The following is a 15,244-nucleotide window of genomic DNA, read 5'->3' on the forward strand; positions in this document are numbered from 1 at the left end:
CATGCCTCCTCTTGTTCGCGAGTGGCTGCACGTTCTCGGCCGGCGGCGCCTCTTCATTGCTCTGGCCATCGCGGTGGTGCTGCTGGTGGCGGGTCCCAGCCTCAAGGTCAATGCTCCGGACGCATGGGATCGGGCCCTGCTCGATGGGCTGCATCAGCAGATCCCGGAGTGGTTAGGTCAGCTGTTGCTCGTGGTCTATCAAGCCAGCGGTGTTCACGTGACCGCCGTGCTGGTGTTGGCCGTCCTCAGCTTTCTGGCCTTCAAGCGGTTTTGGCCTGATTTGGTTTGCCTGGTGGCGGGAACCGGGGGGATCTTGGTGATCGTTGACCGTCTTCTGAAGCCCTGGTTTGATCGACCGCGGCCCGACGCCAGCCTGCTGGAGCTGAGTGGCCGCAGCTTCCCCAGTGGCCATGCTGCTGGCTCGGTGGTCTTTTATTTCATGAGCTGCACCCTGCTGGCCGCCCACTATCCGCGGCTGCGCAGGCCTCTTTTTGTCCTCTCAAGCCTCTGGGTGGCGCTGGTCTGGCTGAGCACGCTCTACTGCCGAGCCCACTGGCCAAGCGACATCCTGGCGGGGGCGGCCGTCGGTTATGTGTGGCTCAGCTTCTGCCTCGCGGGGTTCACCGTCTGGGAGCGGCACCATTCCAATCCTTCCTCTTCCCATGGCTGACGTCCCCTCGCTGCTGGCTTCGCTGAAGGGACTGCGTTCAGCCCCAACGTTGTCCGCGGCTGAGCAGGGCCAGCTGTCCGAACAGCTGATGGCTGCGCTGGCCACTTGCGAGTGGTTCACCGTTGGCGTCATGGCCCCCTCTGCCGCCGTCGCCGTCGCAAGCCTGCGGGCTCTGGAGGCGCGGCTCTCCTGGGAGGCCCTGGAACTGGATCCCGCTTGCGAAGAGCTGGCCTCCATTGAGGGACCCGTCTTCCTCAAGGCCAACCAGAACACCGGGCGGTTCCTGGTGCGCCGCGAGACCGGCCTCGGCGAAGGCCTGCTCATCACCGGCCACAACCCTGAGGATCCCAGCACCGAAGACACCTGGGGTCCTCTTCCCTTAGGTCTGATCGGCTGAGCTGGGCGCACGCGACGACTGATCAAGACTTACTAGGCCTTTGGCCGGGATGGGCACTCCACTCCTTAGGCTTATCGGCTGTGATTCGGCGGCTTTTTGCTGCCTTGATGCATTCCGATGGCTGGTTCCCAACTGCGCATTGCCTCCCGCCGCAGCCAGCTGGCCATGGTCCAGACCCATTGGGTGCGTGACGAGCTGGCTAAGGCCCACGACGGTCTGGAGATCACCATCGAAGCGATGGCCACCCAGGGCGACAAGATCCTTGACGTGGCCCTGGCCAAGATTGGTGATAAGGGTTTGTTCACCAAGGAGCTCGAGGCTCAGATGCTGGTGGACCGCGCTGACATCGCCGTCCACAGCCTGAAGGATCTCCCTACGAACCTTCCCGAAGGCCTGATGTTGGGCTGCATCACCGAGCGGGAAGATCCTGCCGATGCCTTGGTGGTGCACGAGAAGCACAAGGACAAGACCCTTGCGACCCTTCCTGAGGGGGCCGTGGTGGGCACCAGCTCCCTTCGCCGTTTGGCCCAGCTGCGTCACCACTACCCGCACCTCACCTTCAAGGATGTGCGCGGCAATGTGATCACTCGCCTGGAGAAGCTCGATTCCGGCGAGTTCGATTGCCTGATCCTGGCCGCTGCCGGGCTCGGCCGCCTGGGCTTGGGGGATCGGATCCATGAACTGATCGATCCCTCCATCTCTCTCCATGCCGTCGGTCAAGGGGCCCTGGGGATTGAGTGCCGCGATGGCGACACCAAGGTGCTGGAGCAGATCAAGGTTCTGGAGCACGTTCCCACCGCCCGTCGCTGTCTCGCCGAGCGCGCCTTCCTTCGCGAACTCGAGGGTGGTTGTCAGGTGCCCATCGGCGTCAATACCCGTTTTGAGGGTGACCAGCTGGTGGTGACCGGCATGGTCGCCAGCCTCGATGGCAAGCGTCTGATTCGTGATCAGGTCCAGGGTGATCAAACCAACCCCGAAGCCCTTGGGATTGACTTGGCCCACAAACTGAAGGCCCAGGGAGCAGGAGAGATCCTGGAGGAGATCTTTGCAACCGTTCGGCCCGAGGCCTGACACCCTTCCGGAAGGGGCCCTGCCCGAGCTGGATGAGGCTCGGCCCCTTCCCTTTCAGTGGAGCCTGTTGGCATGGGCCGCCCTCGTTGGGGGCCTGACCGGATTGGCCGTTGTCGGCTTCCATGAGCTTCTCGGTCTGATCAACAACGGTTTGTTTGGTCCCGCCGTGTCCTGGGCCCTCGCTCTGGTGGGCCAGGTTCAGCCGCAGCCTCCGGTTCTTCCTGCCGAACCCTTGCCTGTGGACAGCGGTACACCGCTGCGGGCGCTGCTGCAGATCGGCCTGGGGGGGGTGGGTTTTTTGCCTGACCAGGCTCCACTGCCTCCGGACCCTGCCCCGGCTCTGGCTGGAGACCTCCCTCTGTGGTTGGCCTCTTGGCCCGTGGTGCTGATGCCGGTCCTCGGTGGATTGGGGGTTGGCGTGCTGAGGCTCTGGTCGAAGGATCTCGGCCCTGGCCTGCCCAGCTTGATGGCCATGGCCGATGGAGCTGTTCAGGCCAAGCCCAAGCTGCCGTTTCAGCGGTTGCTTGGGGCCTCGTTGAGCCTTGGCAGTGGCGCTTCTCTGGGCCCTGAGGGCCCCAGCGTGGAGAGCGGCGGAAACATTGGTCTCTGGCTGGGGATGCGCGGGGGCCTGCCCCCCGAGTCACAGAAGGCCTTGGTCGCCGCTGGCGTCGCCGCCGGACTCGCCGCGGGCTTCAAGGCGCCCATCGCTGGCGTTTTTTTCGCTTTTGAAGGGAGCTACAGCACCATTCCCGGTCGTCCCAGCATTCGCGCGGTGCTGGTGGCGGCGGTGGCCTCCGCCCTGGTGACCCAGTTGTGCCTGGGCAGTGATCCGATCTTTCGGCTCCCGGCCTACGAGGTGCGCTCCCCCCTGGAGTTACCCCTGTATCTCGGACTGGGCCTCTTGGCCAGCGGGGTTTCCCTGGCTCTGTTGCGCCTGCTGGCGGCTGGCCGGAGTCCAGCTGCCCAGCGGCTATTGGGACGGCTGCCCTCATGGCTGTTGCCAGGGTTGGGAGGCTTGGCCATCGGTCTGATGGCCCTGGGTTTCCCTCAGGTGCTGGGGGTTGGCTACGACACGATCGAGGCCCTGCTGGGCAGTGGCGGCGGGATTGCCCTGCTGACTCTGGTGGGACTCTTGCTGGTGAAGCTCTTGGCCACCGCTTTGAGCAGTGCCACGGGATTTGTGGGTGGCGGTTTTGCGCCGTCGCTCTTTGCCGGGGCTGTGTTGGGCAATGTCTACGGCCAATTGCTTGGGGACAGCGGCTTTGGTCTACCGGTGGCGGAACCTCCGGCCTACGCCATGGTTGGGATGGCCGCGGTGCTCGCCGGAAGTGCCCGTGCTCCGCTCACCGCCCTGTTGCTGCTGTTTGAGCTGACCCGGGACATTCGCATCGTCTTGCCGTTGATGGCGGCAGCCGGCCTGAGTGCGGCCCTGGTGGAGCGTTGGCAGGGCTTGGCTGACCCTGGATTACTGGGACCGGATCGACTGGAGGACCAGCGTCGTCATGCCCTGGCGGCCCTGCCGGTGCTTGAAGCCTTTGAGCCGGAGGCCCCGTTGGTCCTCAATGCTGCGGAGTCAGCCCAGTCGGCTCTGCAGCAACTGCTTTCGGCCCATGGCCACTGCTTGATGGTCGCGCAGGAGAACTGGGTCGTTGGGCTGGTGACCCTGGCGGATTTGCAGCGCGCGCTGACGGGGTTGGGGCCTGCGGTCACCCTGGCGGAGTGCCGTCGCTCCGATTTGCTGTGGCTTCCTGCGTCAGCGAACCTTGCCCAGCTGGAAGATCAGCTCCGCCCCAACGGCCTGCGTCAACTGCCGGTCTTTGATCTCAGCCTGCCTGACCTGCCCCATCTCCCCAGTGCTCTGCCCAACAGCGGATTGCCGGTGAAGGCTTTGCAGGGGCTTGCGAGTCGCGATGGGATGGCGCGTGCCGTGGCCCGTGCCCAAGCCATGAAAAAGGCCCCCGACTGGGGGCCTTGATGCCATCAGGGCCAGAGCTCAGTTGACCAGTTTGGGGGCGATGACTTCCATGTAGCGGGCCTCGCACTCCTTGACGATCTTTACGGCTTCAGCGCAGTCGAAGAAACCGTTGACGCGGCAGGTGCCGGGCTTCTTGAGGTCCTTGTAGTGCTCCCAGTAGTACTGGGTTTCCTTCAGCCAGTGGTCACCCAGTTGGGTGTAGCTGGTGATGTGGTCCATGCGCTTGTCATCGGCCAGCACGGCAATGACCTTGTCGTCGACTTCGCCGCCGTCGTCGAATTTCATGATGCCGATGATCCGGGCTTCCACCAAGGAGCCAGGCACCAGGGGCTCGGTCACGCCCACGATCTCGATGTCGAGGGGATCACCATCCTCATCCCAGGTGCGGGGGATGGTGCCGTAGGCGAAGGGATAGGCCAGGGAGGAATAGCCCACGCGATCCAGCTTGAGGTGACCGGTTTCGGTGATCAGCTCATACTTATTAATCGTGTTGCTGTTGAGCTCCACGATGGTGTTCAGCCGCAGCTCCGCTTCATCGGCAAAGGCCGGCAGCACATGCAGCAGGTTGAGCATCGTGCGGCTTGGGGCGTGGTCGATGTTCGCCATCAGGGCAGCGGGCCTAAAGATGGGCGGCATCCTACGGAGTTCCCGGAACAGCCTTGATGGCCGGGCTGATTAGGCCGCCAGAGCTTCAGAGTCCTGGTCAAGCTCTGCCTGGTCTTGATCCCGCTTGGCTTCAAAGGCCTGAATCCAGGACCAGGCCTCTTCCGCTGAATCGGTGAATTGGAAGAGCTCCAGGTGCTCTTCGCGGATCAGGCCACAGTCCGCTAGGTAGTCGAAATCAATCAGCCTTTGCCAGAAGGCTTTGCCAAAGAGGATCACCGGCATTTGACGCTTGATCGCCGTCTGACGCAGCGTGAGCACCTCAAAGAGTTCATCGAGGGTGCCGAAGCCACCGGGGAAGAGGACGGCAGCGCTGGAGCGTTTGACGAAGTGGAATTTGCGCAGGGCGAAGTAATTGAACTGGAAGCAGAGCTCGGGGCTGATGTATGGGTTGGGTTCAGGTTCTCCGGGGAGCTTGATGCTCAGACCGATTGAGCGTCCCCCTGCATCAAAGGCGCCGCGGTTCGCGGCTTCCATGATTCCCGGCCCCCCTCCCGTGACGATGACGTGGTTGTGGTGCCCGGCCTGCTGATCCGCTGAGACCAGCCGAGTGAACTCTCTGGCCTCGTCGTAGTAGCGCGAAAACTCGAGTTGGGTTTGGCTGCGTTTGCGTTGTCGCTGCAAGGCAGGGCTATCGGGGTCGCGGGCGAGCTCAGCTTCTGCGGCGGCGAGCCGCTGCTCGGCAGCGCTGCGCTCAATGATGTTCACACCACCGAAAATGATGATGGTGGAATCAATGCCTTCGGCGTCGAGGATTTGCTGCGGCTTGCTGATTTCAAGGAGCATCCGTACACCGCGCATCTCGGCGCTGCACAGGAGGTCTTCATCGGAATGGGCCAGCTGATAGCTGGAGGACTGCAAGATCTGATTGAGGTTTTCACTAACCAAGCGCTCGTCTTCACTGCGCCTGGTGTGGGGAGCTGCTGAAGAGTTCAGCGCTGGGCTATTGACGCTCCGTGCCCGATCCCTGGTCGTCAGATCGAAACTCGCCTTGCGGGGGAATTGATTGGCCACTTCTTTCTTCTCGCGCAGGCACATCACAGCGCGATGGTCAGCGTTTGCACACCTTTGTGCCGTTTCTTCACGGAGCGGCTAGTCCGCGCCCAGTCGCTCGAGCTTCCCTTGCAGGTAGCGGATGAAGGGGTGATGGCCCAGGGGTCTGCCGGTGATCTGCTCCACCAGTTCCATGGCGTTCACGCTGCGTCCCAGTGGATAGATCTGCTGTTGAAGCCACTGGCCCAGGGCGGCGTCCTCGCCTGACTCCAGTAGTGCTTCGATTGGACCGAGTTGGGCTTCGATTGTCTCGCTGATTTGAGCGCTGATGAGGTGGCCAAGGGCATAGGAGGGGAAGTAGCCAAAGAGCCCCTCGCTCCAGTGCACGTCTTGCAGGCAGCCCTCTCGATCCGTGTTGGGTTCGATGCCGAGGAGTTCTTTCATGCCTGTGTTCCAAGCACTGGGGAGCTCCTCGACGGGCATGCCTCCCTCCAGTAGCGCTAGCTCCAGCTCATAGCGCAGCAGTACATGCAGGCCGTAGCTCACCTCATCGGCTTCAACGCGGGTTAATCCCGGTGCGATGGGGTTGAGGTCGCGCCAGAAGGCCTTCGGGCTTCCCCAGACATCGTTGCCAAGGGCTGCCGCGAAGCGTGGATGCCAGCGGTTGGCTAGGGCTTGGCTGCGGGCCAGCCGGTTTTCGTAGAAGAGGCTCTGGCTTTCGTGAACGCCCATGGAGGTGGCTTCACCCAAGGGCCAGGGGAACCAGTGATCCCCCGTTCGAGGGAGCCCCTGTTCGTAGAGGCTGTGACCCCATTCATGGGCGGTGGCGAGGAAGGCCGAGAAGGGTTGGCCCTCGACCACGCGGCTGGTGATCCGGAAGTCATCCGGACCCAGGGTGCTGGAGAACGGGTGGGGTGAGCGGGCCCGGCGGCAGCGCTTCGGGTTGTACCCCCACTCCTGCAGCAGTTGATCGCAGAGGGTCTCCTGGACTTGCTCGCTGAGATCCCAGCGCTCAGCGCTGCCCTTGGGGAGCGCCTGGGCTTGCTCGAGCAAGGGCGGTAGTTCGCTGCGCAGGGGAAGCAGCCAGCGGTTGAGCGCCTCTTTGCTGATGTCTGGTTCAAAGGGTTGGGCCAGGATTTCCCAGGGGCTTCGTTCCTGGCCTGAGGCATCCCGTTCGGCCGGAGCCAGTTGGCGTGCCTGTTCGAGCCGCAGATCAATCAGGTTTTGGAGGGCCGGGGCAAAGCGGGCGAAGGCGTTGTCGCGCTTGGCCTCCTGCCAAAGGGCGTAGCCCTGGGCCTGGGCCTGGGCGAGTTGCCCCACCAGGGCAGGATCCAGGCGGGACTGCCGCTCCCATTGCTGGCGCAGCAGTTGGAGGTTGCGCTGCTGCTCGTGACTGGCCTGGGCTCCTGCTTCGGCCTCGGCGCTGGCCAGCAGGTCCGCGTATTCCGTTGAGGTCTGCCGCTCGTGCAATTGCAGGGCCAGCAGGGCCAGTTGCTCGCCGCGCCAGTGGGCCGATCCCGGCGGCATGGCGGTGTTCTGGTCGAAGTAGAGCGTGCTCTGAATCCCTCCGAGCAATTGGGTGGTGTGCAGGTGGTCGCGAAGCTGTGCGTATGCCTGTCCTGCGCTCAAGGGATTGCCCGGCTCTGGGCGCGACCCTAGGCGTGTGACAGGGATCACGGCCGGGCTTGATCTCGCTCATGCCCGTTGCTTGGCGCAGCCCCGAGGCTGAAGGGAGCGTCAGCCCGAGCCATGTCAGCCCCAAACCTGCTTCGTAACGCCCTGGCCGCATGCCTTTGCTTGTCTTCCGCCCTGCTCGGCTCGGCCGCCTTAGCCGGTGAAACAGCCCCTTCGTCCCCAACGCTCTTCAAGGCCCTAGGCCAGTTGGGGCAGCGCTGCCTCAGGATTGATATCCCTGGCTTTCCGTGTCCAGGAGTCGGATCAAGCTGGCCGCGCCCTGTTCCGCGTCCGCACCCAAGCGGCTCAGACCTGGGGAAATTTGCCTCGCTTTTGATCTCGGGCAGCTTGGACAGGCTGCTCCCTCTCGAAACCGGAGCGCAGCGGTTTTTGATTGATCCCCGCTGGGATCAAGGCAAAAAGGTCGCCCTCGGTTCTATCGAGGTGCGGGTCGGCCAGACGCTGCTGTCTGACTGCAACGGATTGGCGTTTGCTGGCGCTTTCAAACCGGTGAGCTCTGTTCGCTCGGAGCGCTATCAGTTTTGGAGTTTCCAGAGCGGTGGCCTCATCAGCACGTTGAGGGCCTGCCCTGATGCAACCAGGTACGAGCGGCTGGTGTGGATGTCTGGGAAGCCCGCTCAGATCCCCTGGAGCGGTCGCGCCACGGTGATCGATCTGCCCGAGGGCTGGACGTTGCAGTGGCGCCGCCAGGGCGGCAGCAGCCCTGGACCCTGGATCAACATTCGTTCACTGCAAACGCGTCTCAGCTCCAGTGGAGCTGCATCGCCATAGCCCCTTCAAGACTCAATTTGACCGGGCAGTTTTCAGCGGCTTTGCGCAGGACCTTTCGGGCCTTCTCATCGAGGTGGGCCGGTAGTTCGATCCAGACCTCGAGTTGGGCGATCTTGCGCGGGGCCTCGCTGGTCATGACTTTCTCGACCCGGGCGGTACATCCCTTGAGATCCCAGTCGTGGCGTTCGGCGACGATGCCCATGATCGTCAGGATGCAGGTGCTCAGAGCTGTCGCCACCAGGTCGGTTGGTGAGAAGCGCTCGCCCTTGCCTTGGTTGTCGCTTGGAGCATCGGTTTCCAGGGCGGAGCCCGATGGCGCGTGCAATGAGGCACAACGGAGGTCCCCGCTGTAGCTGCTGTTGATCTGGGTCACGGGGCGCCGAGTGGTTGCCGCCAGGTTGGCAGTTTTGTCTCGCTTCGCTTAGGTAGATCTGTCAATGTTTCTTCTGATGGGTCCCGCAGCTTCCTCACCGATGCTCGGCTTGGCCAAGGCCATACAGCTATCGGTTGCGCCTGTCTTTTTGATGACAGGCATTGCGGGTCTATTGGGTGTGATTAGTAATCGTTTGGGAAGGGTGCTGGACCGTGCCCAGCGGCTGCAGAGCGTCACGGATGAGGCCATGGATTTGGCCTTACTCAAACGGCGAATGACCTTGCTCACCCGTGCCAGTGAAGCGGTAACTGCAACAGGTGTTCTCGTTGCGACCGTGGTCGCGGTTACCTTCATTAGCACAATCGCCGTCATCGACCTGACGGCGATTGTCGTGCCGCTATTTGTTGTAGCGATGGCTTCGCTGATCGTTGGACTATTGACCTTGCTTTTGGATGCACGCGTCTCAGCGCGTCTGATCCTTCGTCGATTTTAGTTGGCAGCTACCATGCTTTTCGCTGCTTAGACATAGAAATATACATGCATGCTGCAACGAAAAAGTCTTCGCGCTCGATAAGATCAACCATTTAATCAGATGAGGCCCGAACAAGACAGTTTCTGAGTGTGATGTGGCAAATGCACTAAAACTCAAAGATTTTTAGGTGTCAAAAACTACATCCGGTCCTTCCGATCCTCGAGAGAACTGATAAGGCAGGTGATGCGCAGAATATGCTCATCCCTGTTCTCAAAATGCTTGCTTGTATCTAGAAGTCGACTTGCTAAGCGTAGTAATCCGAATAAAGTAAAGTAGTAGACATTCTCATGAGCGGATAAATATGAGGTGGGTAGAGGCTTTCCCATGAACGCTGAAACTGCGACAATCCATCCCAAATCAAAGTAGACCGGAGATATGCCACAATATTCCCAGTCATAAAGCTGAAGCATCATATTATCTCCTTTGATTGTATTCTGAACTAAATAATCACCGTGGACATATGTCAGGACATCTACTGGGGGTCCGATCTCGATTCTCTCTAGAAAAGGAGCCAAATGTGAATGAAGAGATATGTGCCTTCTTATATAGGCTTTGAAGTAAAGGTATGGGGAAAAGATCTCCTGATTAGTCTCGGGATTCGAAATGCACGACTGACCCTTAATAGTATTTGCAAGCTCTAGGGCTGTATGCAAGTAATCGTCAGAAGTTGGCTTCACGCCGAAGAAGCAATCGTGAAAGCCTAAATAAGATGTATTGCTTAGCGGAATAGAAGCGTTGAGCGTAGGGTACCTGAGGTTACATAATATTTCACTGGTTGAAAAAAAATTGGTGGAAACCAGAAAGGAATGAAACTGTCGACTATCTTTGAAATGCCGACATACCTGAAGCTCTTTGATTGCTTCTAATGTCACCAGGCATGAGCTTGCATCCAATGGTGCAAGGTATGACACCTCTGATGTGCCTTGAAAATATGCTTGAAAGTCAAACAAGTCAACCTCTCCATATTTGTAAGTAACTACACGACTTTAGGTTCAAATCATGACGATGCTTCAAATCGGTGATTTCTTTAGGGAACAGGAGATATTTCCAGAGATACGAAAGCACGCACTGTATCTTATGAGGTCGGGAGATCTTGATCTAAAGCATATTTGGGACTTTATCGCTTCCGATATTCAAGAGCAATGGAGTCCAATCAAGTACTCAATTCCTGATCTCTTATTCATGGATCAAAACACCCTTGGTTTTCACCTCTGTATTCATCTAATGAATATGGTGCGCGACCAAGATGACATCCATGGTGTGCCGGCACCCACCAGATTCCCACTTGAACAGCCGGTCTGCAATGAAAAATACATTGAACTTAGGATTAAGCACACACATGACATATTACATGTATTGACCGGTTTTAATACTTCTCCTGTTGGAGAAACAGCACTACAAGCATTCTATGTTGCTCAGTCGCTCTTGCCTCTCTCAGCCCTCTATTGCTTTAGAGATATAGGAAAACATATTTGCTCTCCTGATGAGGCCTCACATACACAGATGTATGCTCTTGCAGCTGGCTTAGAAGCTGGTTTAAAGGCTGCTGATTTTTGTGCGTTACGCAGGCTTGAGGAGTTTCTTTCTGAGGACTTAGATCAAGTCAGAAACCAACTCCATATTCACGTGTCAGTGGGCCGTCCTTGGAGTATTGATCATTAAGATATACATCAATTGCTGATGCGTTGCCTGTGCTGGCTATCTTGTAAAAGCAACGCAGACTCTGCAAATGTCAGTTGAAAAGGCAAATGCTTTCATTGATGCCATCAAAAAGGATGGCCCCTCTCCCCAGTTGATTGACGAGGCCCGCAAGAGCTTCACCAAGGAGCACCTTCACGAAGCGATCAAAGCTCGAGGTGTCGACCTGAAGCAAGCTGCTGGTGGTGATACTTGTGGGTGGGTTGCAGTCGGAGTTGGCGTGGCTGCTCTGTTCTGATTACTTAAAAAGTACAGGCCCTCATTCGAGGGCTTTTTTTATGCTTGAGACGAGGTTATCCGAAACCGATAACGGATTCCTGCATCAGATTCTTTCTATCAAAAATCTTTTTGACGTCACTAGAGTCTCGAGTATTTCTGGATTTTCTCGAGAAGATCTAGGTGTTGCGATCGCATATAGACCTAACTCGAAAGTGATGTCTCAGAGTGCTGGGAAAGGAGTTCACCAGAATCAGGCTTTTATCTCTGCAATAATGGAAAGCTTTGAGTGTCATAGTGCTGAAAATATTGGACCTGATCTTGTCGCGCCACAGGATCAGTTAGGCACTATGGCGTCTGATCCGAAGCAAATGTCTATAACAACACTTGATTATGACTACTCGTCTAACCAACGTTGGGTCCTATCCACAGATCTTGTAAACAATCAAAAGGTCTTCATACCATTTGAAAGTGTGAGCCTTGACTTTAGAGAACTCACCGATTCAGGCTGTCGAACACCATTCTATCGATCATCAAATGGGTTAGCCTCTGGTGCATCTGAAGATGACGCAATACGGTCTGCTCTCTATGAAATCGTAGAGCGCCATAGCATCACGATCAACGAGTTAATGCATACCGATAAGAAGAAAAAGGTTGGTGATGAGAGCATTGAGAACTCCGTCTTATCACAGCTGTACCAGAAACTAAAGGCTTACAATACTTCTATCAAAGTCGACCTTTACGATAATACAATCTTTGCACAGTTTCCTACATACAAATGTATTCTCTTTTGTGATGACCGAAGGTGGGTGGGCTACGGTACCCACTCAAATGGAGTCACTGCCGCTACTCGTGCAATAACGGAGGCAAATCAAGCTCGACTGATTGAGATCTCTGGAGCAAGAGAGGACATGAATAAAGAACTATACCTTTACGGTTATCCAGAGCTGACGAGTACTAACAGAGTTATAGAGGAGGCAGGTCTTCGAAATATCGATGTGAGTACAAGTCTCACCTCGAGAGAGCTTGTTGATCAATTGAAGACTATTCATCACAAGCCACTTTATTTGTTTCGTTATCCACAGCAAGACGATCACGTTCATGTTGTACGCCTTGTTTCTGAAGGTCTTCATGGCTACTTGGTACCTGGATATCAGCACATGAGCATTCTTGCTAACAATCTGGTCACACCCACTGCACCTTTCCATATGGATAAACACTCACCGGCGGCAGGCTTGTGAAAACAGTTCTTTATGCAGGCCCAAGCCTCTCCAACGTAGATCAAGAGCTTTTAAGCGGACTTATAGTTCGCGGTCCATGTAAGCAGGCAGACTTATTTGCTGATATTCATAATGATGAAATCTCATCCATCATTATTGCAGATGGACTATACAAGACTATCCCAGCTCCTTGGCATAAAGAAATACTCTTTGCAATCGAGAATAAAAAGCGTGTCATTGGAGTTTCAAGTATTGGTGCTTTACGTGCCGCTGAGCTAAGCGACTTCGGGATGATTGGATTTGGAAAAGTCTATCAATATTTCTGTAATGATTTAAGAGATGATTCTGATGTCGCTCTTTTGCATCATCCTGAATCTCATGGATGGACTCCGACTACCATGGCATTTGTTGACTTATTCTTCCATATTCGAGGCTGTGTTGACCGAGGACTTATCGCACAGCATCACCATAATCAAATACTTGAGGATATTCGTGCGTGTAACTTTGAATACAGAACTCCTCCAGTAGTATCGGCAATTCTCAAAAACTACGTCGGCTCAATCGAGGCAAAAAAAATCCTTCAAGGCTTCTCATCACAGAAGTCACGTGATCTTTCGGTCTTACTTACCGATAGAAAATATCTTGAGCTCAAATCAAATGTAGCTCCTCAAACATTATCCTGGACGCCATTTGTATCCAGACAACTCTCCAAGGATATACCAATCAGTCTTTCCTTAAATCAAAAGGATCACGCAAATACAATCAGTAATTTCACGAGCTTCTGCTTTTTACGTTATCCTGAGGAAATGAACCTTATTTACCAGTCAGTCTGGGCAGAAATGTTAATGACTGACTCCAATCGTATCGAGGCTAATCATGATCCATCTATTGGACTCTCGCGAAACAAGCTGACTAGATCGAATTCGATTCCATACGTGGTAGACCAATACAATAATAGCAGTCAAAACCAAATCAGCATTTATAAAAATGATCAGATATCATGTTGCGATGGGTTGTTAAAAATTAAAGACTTCTTTGAGAAGAACTCGAGCAGTTCATATGACTTCAGTCGGACAGTCTTGTCTGATGAGTTTAACCACGCATACAAGACTTGGCTCAAGAGTACAACAAAACTCAGCGACGACACTCAGATTCATCTGTCAGAACTTAAGCATGAATGTACTAATTACATTCTATCAATGCTTATAGCCGATGATACTCTTGATGTCCAACAGGTTTTAGGCGCATACAAGGTTACAGAGTTCTTTAGTCTGGTTATCCCCTATAGAGATCAGGCAAGACTCCTCCTATCTCACCGATTACGAGACTCAAAGGATATTAAGCAATGGCTTAACGACTGGGAAATGCTTCTTCAAGGATGTGATGACTTTCTACCTCATTCGCTCTACCAAAGCATGTTGTCGCAAGCTGAGATCATGTCCGCGGCCAAGAAGATCAACGAATGTGCCTCTAAGTACCTCTTCCCTATACGCAGTCAAGATGACTATCTTAAGTTCTATTATCTTGACTTGTGGCAACTTATCAATATTGCCTGCAAAGCCTTGCCTTGAGTTTAATGCACCATATCCGAATCATAGACTTAAAAGAAGCCGCGAGTAAGACGGCGATTGTATTTAATAAGTATCTTCTCAAGACGCTCACGCTTTCAGGGGATACAACTGAATCTTATGCTTATCGGTCAAGAGACTCTATTTGTGACTATCTAACTGTGGTCTCCCAAAAGCATGGACATCTATGCCTCTGGCCCTCAATGTTTTGCTCAGAAATATGGCAGATTCTTCTTGAACTAAGGGAAGAGACTACTCTTGACTTTGAAATCAGGCTCTATATTAACTCATATATTGGATACCAAGATAGGATTGCTGGCTTTATACGGGGATCATCTAGTTGCGATAAAATCTTTTTCAATGGCCAGTTTACATATGACCTAGTCAAACGATTTGGCCCTTCATCTAAGACTATAAATGCAATCATCAAGCCAGTCAGTATTTCTATTCCGTCGTCTGCCTCCCAACAGAAACGTGAAGGAATCGCGATAATTACACGTCTGAGCTCTTTCAAAAGAACAATTGACGCCATTTCTGGTTTATCAACAGTCGATAGCTACAGTAATATTACCCTCTGTGTTTTCTCCCCATCGACCGAAGCTGAGAGTCAAATACGTGATCTCATACAGGAGAAGGCAGACGAATCTAGAGTCGTAATTGATTGGAGATACAACCTTAACTCATCTGAGGTCTCTGAAGTTCTCTCCCAATCAGTATTCTGCCTGATCTTTTCAACCAGCTACGAGGAAACGCAGGGAAAGATTATCATTGAAGCTGCAGCAGCCGGATGCTTACCAATTGTCAATAACTGGAACGGTCTCCCAGAACATATTGACCCAGAATTTGTAGTGCCTACATCCTGGAGTATTCAGGATGGTCCGTACGTTTGTGACTCTAATGTGAGGGACGTGCTCATTAAACTGCAGGCTAAGCTGGAAGTTGAGCCGCACTACATCTCTAGGGAATGTTTGCGTATCTATAACAAGTATTTAGCTCAATGCAACAACACTAGCTTTATCGCTATTACTTGTAGGCAAGAGTCCTTTAGTTACCAGTCTATTCTCAGCCAATACACACATTCAAAACTCTGTCTAGATGTGCCTAGCCTTTCAGACTGCATCTCTACGCAGGATCCATACCTCTATCTCGCCTCACGTAAACGGTACATAGCCGCAAACCCCGAGCCAGTTGATCTTCATCTTTCGGACTTTACTTGGATCTCTAACTGCCAGTTTAATGACCGATGTATTTATCTTTTAAACGAGCTCATCGATGAGTGCTCTGATGGAAGCCTGAAATCATATGACTACAACGAGATTATCGCGCTACTCGCAAGAAAAAAAGTATTCGAGAACTATTCTTTAATATTATCCCTTCTTGTTCAACTTGAATAGACTGATAA

The 15,244-nt window shown here is 54.6% G+C and carries 16 protein-coding genes; 11 read left to right on the forward strand and 5 right to left on the reverse strand.

Features of this window, described 5'->3' with window-relative positions; all coding sequences use genetic code 11:
• The first annotated feature begins 1 nt into the window (after position 1).
• The 4 genes from MY494_RS00535 (at position 2) to MY494_RS00550 (ending at position 4,113) form a co-directional block, all read left to right on the forward strand.
• A complete protein-coding gene (locus MY494_RS00535) occupies positions 2-670 on the forward strand; it encodes a phosphatase PAP2 family protein (RefSeq protein ID WP_247910798.1) in 669 nt (222 codons plus the stop codon).
• Positions 663-1,067 carry a DUF1824 family protein gene (locus tag MY494_RS00540; RefSeq protein WP_247910799.1) on the forward strand — a complete coding sequence of 135 codons (405 nt, stop codon included), beginning with the start codon at positions 663-665 and terminating at the stop codon, positions 1,065-1,067. Before MY494_RS00535 ends, MY494_RS00540 begins: the two co-directional genes overlap by 8 nt.
• 117 nt (positions 1,068-1,184) lie before the next feature.
• Positions 1,185-2,138 carry a hydroxymethylbilane synthase gene (gene hemC / locus MY494_RS00545; protein ID WP_247910800.1) on the forward strand — a complete coding sequence of 318 codons (954 nt, stop codon included), beginning with the start codon at positions 1,185-1,187 and terminating at the stop codon, positions 2,136-2,138.
• Positions 2,113-4,113 carry a chloride channel protein gene (locus MY494_RS00550; RefSeq protein WP_247910801.1) on the forward strand — a complete coding sequence of 667 codons (2,001 nt, stop codon included), beginning with the start codon at positions 2,113-2,115 and terminating at the stop codon, positions 4,111-4,113. Before hemC ends, MY494_RS00550 begins: the two co-directional genes overlap by 26 nt.
• A gap of 18 nt (positions 4,114-4,131) precedes the next feature.
• Here MY494_RS00550 and MY494_RS00555 read toward each other — a convergent pair whose 3' ends face one another.
• From MY494_RS00555 to MY494_RS00565, 3 genes are all read right to left on the reverse strand, one after another.
• Complete coding sequence (locus MY494_RS00555; RefSeq protein WP_247910802.1) at positions 4,132-4,719, reverse strand: inorganic diphosphatase; 588 nt, start codon at positions 4,717-4,719, stop codon at positions 4,132-4,134.
• Between the two features lie 69 nt (positions 4,720-4,788).
• On the reverse strand, positions 4,789-5,814 hold the full coding sequence (locus MY494_RS00560) for an LOG family protein (RefSeq protein ID WP_247910803.1): 1,026 nt from the start codon (positions 5,812-5,814) through the stop codon (positions 4,789-4,791).
• A gap of 54 nt (positions 5,815-5,868) precedes the next feature.
• Positions 5,869-7,398 (reverse strand): carboxypeptidase M32, encoded by a 1,530-nt coding sequence (locus MY494_RS00565; protein WP_247910804.1) that lies wholly within the window; start codon positions 7,396-7,398, stop codon positions 5,869-5,871.
• Positions 7,399-7,518: 120 nt separating this feature from the next.
• Here MY494_RS00565 and MY494_RS00570 point away from each other — a divergent pair, with 120 nt between their 5' ends.
• On the forward strand, positions 7,519-8,235 hold the full coding sequence (locus tag MY494_RS00570; protein ID WP_247910805.1) for an ecotin family protein: 717 nt from the start codon (positions 7,519-7,521) through the stop codon (positions 8,233-8,235).
• Here the strand turns inward: MY494_RS00570 and MY494_RS00575 are convergent.
• A complete protein-coding gene (locus MY494_RS00575; RefSeq protein WP_247910806.1) occupies positions 8,207-8,608 on the reverse strand; it encodes an OsmC family protein in 402 nt (133 codons plus the stop codon). The genes MY494_RS00570 and MY494_RS00575 overlap by 29 nt on opposite strands.
• Before the next feature lie 100 nt (positions 8,609-8,708).
• On the opposite strand from MY494_RS00575, the gene MY494_RS00580 reads away from it, so the two are divergent.
• Positions 8,709-9,101 carry a DUF2721 domain-containing protein gene (locus MY494_RS00580; RefSeq protein WP_247910807.1) on the forward strand — a complete coding sequence of 131 codons (393 nt, stop codon included), beginning with the start codon at positions 8,709-8,711 and terminating at the stop codon, positions 9,099-9,101.
• Positions 9,102-9,277: 176 nt separating this feature from the next.
• Here MY494_RS00580 and MY494_RS13245 read toward each other — a convergent pair whose 3' ends face one another.
• Positions 9,278-9,553, reverse strand: coding sequence for a hypothetical protein (locus tag MY494_RS13245; protein ID WP_371820728.1), 276 nt, complete (start codon positions 9,551-9,553; stop codon positions 9,278-9,280).
• 586 nt (positions 9,554-10,139) lie between these two features.
• On the opposite strand from MY494_RS13245, the gene MY494_RS00585 reads away from it, so the two are divergent.
• The 5 genes from MY494_RS00585 (at position 10,140) to MY494_RS00605 (ending at position 15,236) form a co-directional block, all read left to right on the forward strand.
• A complete protein-coding gene (locus MY494_RS00585) occupies positions 10,140-10,802 on the forward strand; it encodes a Coq4 family protein (RefSeq protein ID WP_247910808.1) in 663 nt (220 codons plus the stop codon).
• A gap of 67 nt (positions 10,803-10,869) precedes the next feature.
• Positions 10,870-11,076, forward strand: coding sequence for a hypothetical protein (locus tag MY494_RS00590; RefSeq protein ID WP_247910809.1), 207 nt, complete (start codon positions 10,870-10,872; stop codon positions 11,074-11,076).
• A complete protein-coding gene (locus MY494_RS00595; RefSeq protein WP_247910810.1) occupies positions 11,054-12,295 on the forward strand; it encodes a YcaO-like family protein in 1,242 nt (413 codons plus the stop codon). The genes MY494_RS00590 and MY494_RS00595 overlap by 23 nt, the downstream gene beginning before the upstream one ends.
• Complete coding sequence (locus tag MY494_RS00600; protein ID WP_247910811.1) at positions 12,292-13,845, forward strand: TfuA-like protein; 1,554 nt, start codon at positions 12,292-12,294, stop codon at positions 13,843-13,845. Before MY494_RS00595 ends, MY494_RS00600 begins: the two co-directional genes overlap by 4 nt.
• A gap of 5 nt (positions 13,846-13,850) precedes the next feature.
• The gene (locus tag MY494_RS00605) at positions 13,851-15,236 is read left to right on the forward strand and encodes a hypothetical protein (protein ID WP_247910812.1); all 1,386 of its coding nucleotides are present in this window, start codon (positions 13,851-13,853) and stop codon (positions 15,234-15,236) included.
• Positions 15,237-15,244 lie beyond the last annotated feature (8 nt).

Origin of the sequence: Synechococcus sp. A10-1-5-1 (assembly GCF_023115425.1) — a bacterium.
In the GTDB taxonomy this organism is placed as follows: Bacteria; Cyanobacteriota; Cyanobacteriia; order PCC-6307; family Cyanobiaceae; genus Vulcanococcus.

Bases quoted from the DNA above. Each gene is read 5' to 3' on its own strand.
- MY494_RS00535 (WP_247910798.1), top strand. From the start codon at position 2: ATGCCTCCTCTTGTTCGCGAGTGGCTGCACGTTCTCGGCCGGCGGCGC.
- MY494_RS00540 (WP_247910799.1), top strand. From the start codon at position 663: ATGGCTGACGTCCCCTCGCTGCTGGCTTCGCTGAAGGGACTGCGTTCA.
- hemC (WP_247910800.1), top strand. From the start codon at position 1,185: ATGGCTGGTTCCCAACTGCGCATTGCCTCCCGCCGCAGCCAGCTGGCC.
- MY494_RS00555 (WP_247910802.1), bottom strand. From the start codon at position 4,719: ATGGCGAACATCGACCACGCCCCAAGCCGCACGATGCTCAACCTGCTG.
- MY494_RS00560 (WP_247910803.1), bottom strand. From the start codon at position 5,814: ATGTGCCTGCGCGAGAAGAAAGAAGTGGCCAATCAATTCCCCCGCAAG.
- MY494_RS00570 (WP_247910805.1), top strand. From the start codon at position 7,519: ATGTCAGCCCCAAACCTGCTTCGTAACGCCCTGGCCGCATGCCTTTGC.
- MY494_RS00580 (WP_247910807.1), top strand. From the start codon at position 8,709: ATGCTCGGCTTGGCCAAGGCCATACAGCTATCGGTTGCGCCTGTCTTT.
- MY494_RS13245 (WP_371820728.1), bottom strand. From the start codon at position 9,553: ATGATGCTTCAGCTTTATGACTGGGAATATTGTGGCATATCTCCGGTC.
- MY494_RS00585 (WP_247910808.1), top strand. From the start codon at position 10,140: ATGACGATGCTTCAAATCGGTGATTTCTTTAGGGAACAGGAGATATTT.
- MY494_RS00590 (WP_247910809.1), top strand. From the start codon at position 10,870: ATGTCAGTTGAAAAGGCAAATGCTTTCATTGATGCCATCAAAAAGGAT.
- MY494_RS00605 (WP_247910812.1), top strand. From the start codon at position 13,851: ATGCACCATATCCGAATCATAGACTTAAAAGAAGCCGCGAGTAAGACG.